Source organism: Methylobacterium sp. WL116, assembly GCF_008039455.1.
In the GTDB taxonomy this organism is placed as follows: domain Bacteria; phylum Pseudomonadota; class Alphaproteobacteria; order Rhizobiales; family Beijerinckiaceae; genus Methylobacterium.
Window position 1 is genome coordinate 1 of sequence record NZ_VRUV01000244.1, and the last position, 6,781, is coordinate 6,781.

The 6,781-nt window shown below is 71.6% G+C and carries 6 protein-coding genes and 1 pseudogene; 4 read left to right on the forward strand and 3 right to left on the reverse strand.

Annotation, left to right across the window (positions count from 1 at the left end; genetic code table 11):
• Positions 1 to 86: 86 nt before the first annotated feature.
• A complete protein-coding gene (locus FV223_RS31855) occupies positions 87 to 233 on the reverse strand; it encodes a hypothetical protein (RefSeq protein ID WP_348644801.1) in 147 nt (48 codons plus the stop codon).
• 312 nt (positions 234 to 545) lie between these two features.
• Positions 546 to 1,967, reverse strand: coding sequence for an MFS transporter (locus tag FV223_RS16805; protein ID WP_147728106.1), 1,422 nt, complete (start codon positions 1,965 to 1,967; stop codon positions 546 to 548).
• A 265-nt stretch (positions 1,968 to 2,232) separates the two neighbouring features.
• Here FV223_RS16805 and FV223_RS16810 point away from each other — a divergent pair, with 265 nt between their 5' ends.
• The 3 genes from FV223_RS16810 to panE all read left to right on the forward strand — a co-directional run bounded on the left by FV223_RS16810 (position 2,233) and on the right by panE (position 5,794).
• On the forward strand, positions 2,233 to 3,114 hold the full coding sequence (locus FV223_RS16810) for a DUF3313 domain-containing protein (protein ID WP_147728107.1): 882 nt from the start codon (positions 2,233 to 2,235) through the stop codon (positions 3,112 to 3,114).
• Between the two features lie 183 nt (positions 3,115 to 3,297).
• Complete coding sequence (gene guaB / locus FV223_RS16815; protein ID WP_147728108.1) at positions 3,298 to 4,791, forward strand: IMP dehydrogenase; 1,494 nt, start codon at positions 3,298 to 3,300, stop codon at positions 4,789 to 4,791.
• A gap of 55 nt (positions 4,792 to 4,846) precedes the next feature.
• Positions 4,847 to 5,794, forward strand: coding sequence for a 2-dehydropantoate 2-reductase (panE, locus tag FV223_RS16820; protein WP_147728109.1), 948 nt, complete (start codon positions 4,847 to 4,849; stop codon positions 5,792 to 5,794).
• Positions 5,795 to 5,830: 36 nt separating this feature from the next.
• Here the strand turns inward: panE and FV223_RS30530 are convergent, their stop codons facing one another.
• Entirely contained in the window at positions 5,831 to 6,001 is a 171-nt protein-coding gene (locus FV223_RS30530) for a hypothetical protein (protein ID WP_187274644.1), read from the reverse strand.
• Between the two features lie 202 nt (positions 6,002 to 6,203).
• Between FV223_RS30530 and FV223_RS16825 the strand changes: the two are divergent.
• A pseudogene (locus FV223_RS16825) lies at positions 6,204 to 6,689 on the forward strand (MFS transporter); the annotation flags it as partial.
• Positions 6,690 to 6,781: the final 92 nt, after the last annotated feature.

The following is a 6,781-nucleotide window of genomic DNA, read 5'->3' on the forward strand; positions in this document are numbered from 1 at the left end:
CCCCGAAGGCGAGCGCCAACGCAAACCGGCCGCGCCGGGCCAAGGCCGCCTGAGGCGGCCGCGCCGGAGCATGCGCTCCGAGCGGCCTACCGCGACCCCAGGGCGATCAGGCCGAGGTGCCCGGCGATCCCGAGGAACGCCACGAAATTGATCCCGAAGACGCGTCCGCGCAGCTTCACGTCGTCGGTCAGGGTCTGCACCGCCGTGTGCACGACCCGGCCGGCGACGAACAGCCAGGCGCAGGCGACGTCGAACCGCCCGACCTCGCCAGAAAGCTGCCAGAAGCGCGACGCAGCCGACCATCAGCACCGGCAGCTCGAACTGGTTGGCGAGGTTGCGGGTGATCCGCGCGATCGGCCGCGGCTCGTCGCGACCGAGGACGAAGGCGTCGTACGCGACCTCGCCGCGGCTCACGGCGCGCAGGCGCGCCACGGACAGCCAGACGTAGAGCGCCACGATCAGCCCGATCTGAGCGATCAGCGGTTGCAGGATCGAGACGTTCACGCGCAGCCTCCGCGAGCGGACCGTGGGAGGGGAGCCTGCACCTATGGCCGGCCTGGTGCGGCGGCGGGCGCGGCACGCGCGATCATCCGGCCCGAGACCTCGGCGCCCGCATCCGGCGCGAGCTGGCGGAAGGCGAAGACCGAGACCGCCGAGATCAGCGCGACGGCGAAGAAGGCCGGGCCGAAATCCGCCGCCATGATCGCGCTGCGGCCATGCCATTCGGCGGCGCCTTCGAGCGCCAGGGCGCCGAGCGTCACGCCGAGGCTCAAGGAGATCTGCTGCGCGACGCTGGCGAGGCTCGTGCCCGCGCTCATCTCGGACTTCTCGAGGTCGGCGTAGGCGATGGCGTTCACGCAGGTGAACTGGATCGAGCGCAGGCAGCCGCCGATGAATAGGATCCCGAGCATCAGCCAATGCGGGGTGTCGGCGGTGTAGAGGCCGTTCACCGCGAGGAAGAGCGCGGCGAGGACGGCGTTCGCCACCATCACCGGTCGGAAGCCGTAGCGGCGCAGGATCCGCGGGCCGATCGTCTTCACGAACATCGCGCCGGCCGCCGCGGCGAAGGTGATCAGACCCGATTGCAGCGGATCGAGCCCGAAGCCGACCTGGAGCATCAGCGGCAGCAGGAACGGGATCGCGCCGGTGCCGATGCGGAACAGGCTGCCGCCGACCACCGCGATGCGGAAGGTCGGATGACGCATGAGGTCGAGGCGCAGGATCGGATGCGCCATGCGCCGCGAGTGCCGGAAGTAGAGCGCGAGCAGCACCGCGCCGCCGCCGAGGCTCGCCCAGGACATCCAGGCCGGCAGCAGGTGGCGGCCGGTCGAGGCCAGCCCCAGCATCAGCGCGGCGAGCCCCGGCCCGAGCATGGCGAAGCCGACGAGATCGAGCGGCGGGCGCTCGGGCTCGCGCACGTCCTCGAAGAACAGGGTCGCGAGCACGATCCCGACGACGCCGATCGGAATGTTGATGAAGAAGATCCAGCGCCAGTCGAGATAGGTGGTGATCAGGCCGCCGAGCGGCGGCCCCATGATCGGGCCGATCAGCGCCGGGATCGTCAGGTAGGCCAGCGCCGAGACGAGCTCGGCCTTCGGCACGCTGCGCAGGATCACCAGGCGGCCGACGGGCACCATCATCGCGCCCCCCAAGCCCTGCAGGAACCGGGCGCCGACGAAGCCGGCGAGCCCGCTCGAGACGGCGCAGGCGACGGAGCCCGCCATGAACACCGCGATCGCCGCGCGGAACACCGTGCGCGATCCGTAGCGGTCGGCCATCCAGCCGCTGATGGGGATGAAGATCGCCAGGCTGACGAGGTAGGCGGTCAGCGCGAGCTTCAGGGCGATCGGGTCCTCGCCGAGGCTCTGAGCGATGGTCGGCAGCGCCGTGGCGATCACCGTCGAGTCGGTGTTCTCCATGAACAGGGCGGTGGCGACGACGAGGGGGACGATCTGGGATGCGCGCATCGGGCCGGGCAAGCGTTCGGGGCACCCGGCATCGTGGCGACGGCCGGGCGTGCGGCGCAGCGCTTGACACGGGATGTGCGCCCGGTCGATCCGTGGCGGATCGGCCACGCTTTGTTTCCGAACATGGCTGAACCGCGCCGCAACCCTTCCGAGCAGGCCGGATCGGCCTTAAGCTTTACGGTAACGATGCCGTGTCCCCGCGCGGCGCCCCGCTCCTCGGCGGCGGCGCCCGGGACGACGCGGCGACACCCGCGAAAGTGACAGGATGCTTCGTCCGTCGACACTGCCCCGATCGCTGCCGCGGCTCGTCGCCGCCTCCGCGGTGATGTTCGTCCTCGGCGCCTGTGGCACCGTGCTCCTCAACGATGTCGGCTCGCTCAGCCGCTACGACCGACTCCGGGCCAGCACCGAGGCCTCGACCACGGCGCGCCTCTACGCCGACGCCGACGCGCTCGCCCGGACCAGGACCGTCCGGATCATCCCGACGCAGTTCCCGGCCAACGTCTCCGGTGCGGTCGGCATCAGCGATGCGGAGCGCAGGCTGGTCGCCAACAACGCCGACCGCGCGCTCTGCTACGAGCTGTCGCTGCGCTACGACGTGGTGTCGAGCCGCAGCGCCGACCTGACCGTGCGCGCCCAGGTGACCCGCGTCGACCCGACCAACCTGATCGGCGCCGGCGCCACCATCGGCACCTCCGCCGCCGTCACCGTCGCCGGCCAGGTCGGCATCGGCTTCGCCGAGGGCCTCGGGCGCATCCCGATCCCGCGGGTGCCGATCGGGCTCGGAAGCCTCACCGTCGAAGCCGAGGCGCTCGACCGCCGCCACGAGCAGCGGGCGGCGATGGTCTGGGGCGGGGCGGCCAACTCGTTCACGAGCCAGCCGCGCTACTCGCACATCAGCGACGCCTACGATCTCGCCGGCGATTTCGGCCAGGATTTCGGGTTCTACCTCGCCACCGGCGAGGACCCGTTCAAGGCGCCGCTGACCCTGCCGAACTGGAACCGCATCCGGGTGACCACGCTCGGCGAGGCGCCCCTCGACCCCGATTGCGAGGCGTTCGGCCGGGCGCCCGGCCTCGATGGGATCCTCACCGACTACATCGGCCTGCCGCCGGACTATTCCGACAAGGGGCCGCGCGTCCGCTGAGGCGGGAAGGGCGGTCGCGGACGCCATGCGGCGGACGCAACCGGCCCACGCGGGGTTTATCCCGTGCCGCGCCGGGTTGCCGCCTTTGCGGGCACCCCACCGCATGATACTGGCCCGTGCCAACCCGCTCCATGCCGAACCCGATCTCGCGTCGGCCCGGCAGCCCTTCAGGACCGTTGGCTCATGGCCCGTATCAGCTCCGCTTCGATCATCGAGGGCCTGACCTTCGACGACGTCCTCCTGCGTCCGGCCGCCTCGTCGGTGATGCCGACCGAGGTCAACGTCGCGACGCAGCTGACGCGCACCATCAGCCTGAACCTGCCGATCGTCGCCTCGGCGATGGACACCGTCACCGAGGCGCCGATGGCGATCGCCATGGCCCAGAACGGCGGCCTCGGCGTCATCCACCGCAACCTCGAGCCGGCGGAGCAGGCCGAGCAGGTCCGCCTCGTCAAGAAGTACGAGTCGGGCATGGTGCTCAACCCGATCACCATCCATCCCGACGAGACCCTGGCCGACGCCTTCGAGGTGATGAAGGCCAACCGCATCTCCGGCATCCCGGTGGTCGAGCGCGGCCCGAACGGCTCGCGCGGCAAGCTCGTCGGCATCCTCACCAACCGCGACGTGCGCTTCGCGACGCATCCGGCCCAGCCCGTCTCCGAGCTGATGACCCGCGACCGGCTGATCACGGTGCGCGAGGGCGTGACGCAGGACGAGGCCAAGCACCTCCTGCACCAGTTCCGGATCGAGAAGCTGCTCGTGGTCGACGATCACTTCCGCTGCATCGGCCTGATCACGGTCAAGGACATCGAGAAGCAGGTCACCTACCCGAAGGCGGTCAAGGACGAGCAGGGCCGGCTGCGGGTCGCGGCGGCCACCACCACCGGCGACCAGGGCTTCGAGCGGGCCGAGCGCCTGATCGATGCCGGCTGCGACGTGATCGTGGTCGACACCGCGCACGGCCACTCGATCAAGGTGCTCGACAGCGTGCGCCGGGTGAAGCAGCTCTCCAACGCCGTGCAGGTCATCGCCGGCAACGTCGCGACCCGCGAGGGCACGCAGGCGCTGATCGACGCGGGCGCGGACGCGGTGAAGGTCGGCATCGGGCCGGGCTCGATCTGCACCACCCGCATCGTCGCCGGCGTCGGCGTGCCGCAGCTCACCGCGATCATGGAGGCGGTCGAGGCCGCTCACGACGCCGGCATCCCGGTGATCGCCGACGGCGGCATCAAGTATTCCGGCGACCTCGCCAAGGCGATCGCCGCCGGCGCCTCGGTGGCGATGCTCGGCTCGCTGCTCGCCGGCACGGACGAGGCCCCCGGTGAGGTGTTCCTGTACCAGGGCCGCTCCTACAAGAGCTACCGCGGCATGGGCTCGGTCGGCGCGATGGCCCGCGGCTCGGCCGACCGCTACTTCCAGGCCGAGGTCAACGACACCCACAAGCTCGTGCCCGAGGGCATCGAGGGGCAGGTGCCGTACAAGGGCCCGGTGGCGGCCGTCCTGCACCAGCTCGCCGGCGGCCTGCGCGCCGCCATGGGCTATGTCGGCGCCCCGAGCGTGCCGGAGTTCCAGGAGCGCGCGCAGTTCATCCGCATCACCAATGCCGGCCTGCGCGAGAGCCACGTCCACGACGTGACGATCACCCGCGAGAGCCCGAACTACCCCTCGCGCACCTGAGGCGGGGCGGCGTCACGGGCGGGTCCGGCGGGAAACGGTGTTTCGGAGAGCGACGATGCGGGTGCTGGTGGTCGGGGCCGGGGCGACCGGCGGCTATTACGGGGCGCGGCTCGCGGAGGCCGGGCGCGACGTGACCTTCCTCGTCCGCCCGGCGCGCGCGGACAAGCTCGCGGCGAACGGGCTCGTCGTGGAAAGCAAGCTCGGCGACCTGCATCTCGCCGCGCCCAAGACCGTCACGGCGGCCGCGCTGCCCGCGGCCGGCGGCTTCGACCTCGTCCTGCTCTCGTGCAAGGCCTACGACCTCGCCGGCGCCCTCGACGACCTCGCGCCGGCGGTGGGGGAAGGCACCGCCATCCTGCCGATCCTCAACGGGATGGCGCATCTCGACGCGCTGGACGCGCGCTTCGGCGCGGCCAGCGTGCTCGGCGGCTCCTGCGCCATCGCGGCGACGCTGGGGCCTGAGGGCGCAATCCGCCACATGAGCGACTTCTGCACGCTGACCTTCGGCGAGCGCGACGGCTCCCGATCCGAGCGCTGCGACGCGATCGAGACGCTGATGCGGGACGTGAAGTTCCAGCCGCGCCTGTCCGACAGGATCGTGCTGGAGATGTGGGAGAAGTGGGTGTTCCTCGCCACGCTGGCCGGCGCGACCACCCTGATGCGCGGCACCGTCGGCGACATCGTCGGGGCCGAGGGCGGCCGCGACTTCATCGCCGGCCTGCACGACGAATGCCTCGCCATCGCCGCGGCGAACGGATTCGCGCCGCGCGAGAAGGTGGCGGCCCAGGCCCGGACCATGCTGACCACGGAAGGCGCGCCGCTCACCGCCTCGATGCTGCGCGACATCGAGGGCAGGGGCCGGATCGAGGCCGACCACGTCGTCGGCGACCTGATCGCCCGCGGGCGCTCGGTCACGCCGGACACCGTGCTGCCGCATCTCGAGCGGGTCTTCACCGGCCTCAAGACCTATGAGCGCCGCCGCGCCCGCGAACAGGCGGCCTGAGATCTCGGCCCGCGCGGGCCGAGATCCGGATATCCTTCAGTAGCGCGGGCCGGGAGGCGGGGGCGGGTTGCCGTATTCGAGCTGCGTCTTGGCATCGAGCGGGCGCCGCGGCGGCGGCGTCAGGTCGGGAGCGGCCGGTGCGGTGGAGCAGGCGGCGACCGCCAGCATCACGATGCCGGCGAGGCTGAGGTGGATCACGGGCGACATGGGTTCTTCCGGCCTTCGCGACGGCGGGTTCCGTCGGAGCCTGCAGGTCTGAGCGCCGATCGTGCCGGAAGCTCGGCCGTATCGTGTCCGCGGCGCGGGTTAAGCGTGGCCGTATCGTGGCCACGCGGATTTCCTTCGACAGGCGGGGCGCTGCGGGTCTATCGCGCTCGCGACACGCCTTCATCCGCCAAAGGAGACCGTCCTGACTCCAGCCGCCCGCTGCGCCGCCGCCATCGAGGTGCTCGCCGACATCGCCGGTCGTCGCCGACCGGCCGCCGACGCCCTCAAGGATTGGGGCCTGAGCCACCGCTTCGCCGGATCGGGCGACCGCGGCGGCATCGCCAGCCTCGTCTACGACGCCCTGCGGCGACGGTCCTCGGCCGCCTGGATCATGGGCGACGACAGCCCGCGCGCGGTGCTGCTCGGGTCGCTGCGGCTGCAGCAGGGTCTCGCCGCCCCCTCGATCGCGGCGCTGTTCAGCGGCGAGGGTTTCGCGCCGAAGAAGCTCAACGACGACGAGGCACGGCGCTTGGCCGAGGGAAACCTCGCCGACGCGCCGCCACACGTCGCGGGCGACGTCCCCGAATGGGTGCTGCCGCAGCTGGAGGCGATCCTCGGCGCCGATCTCCTGCCGGAACTGAAGGCGCTCGCCCGGCGTGCGCCCCTCGACATCCGCGTCAACGCCCTCGCGCACCGTGATCAGCCGGTCGCGGGTCATCAGCTCGGAGACGGGCTGGGCCGGATGCGTCGCGAAGCGCACGTCGCGGTTGGTGAGGATGC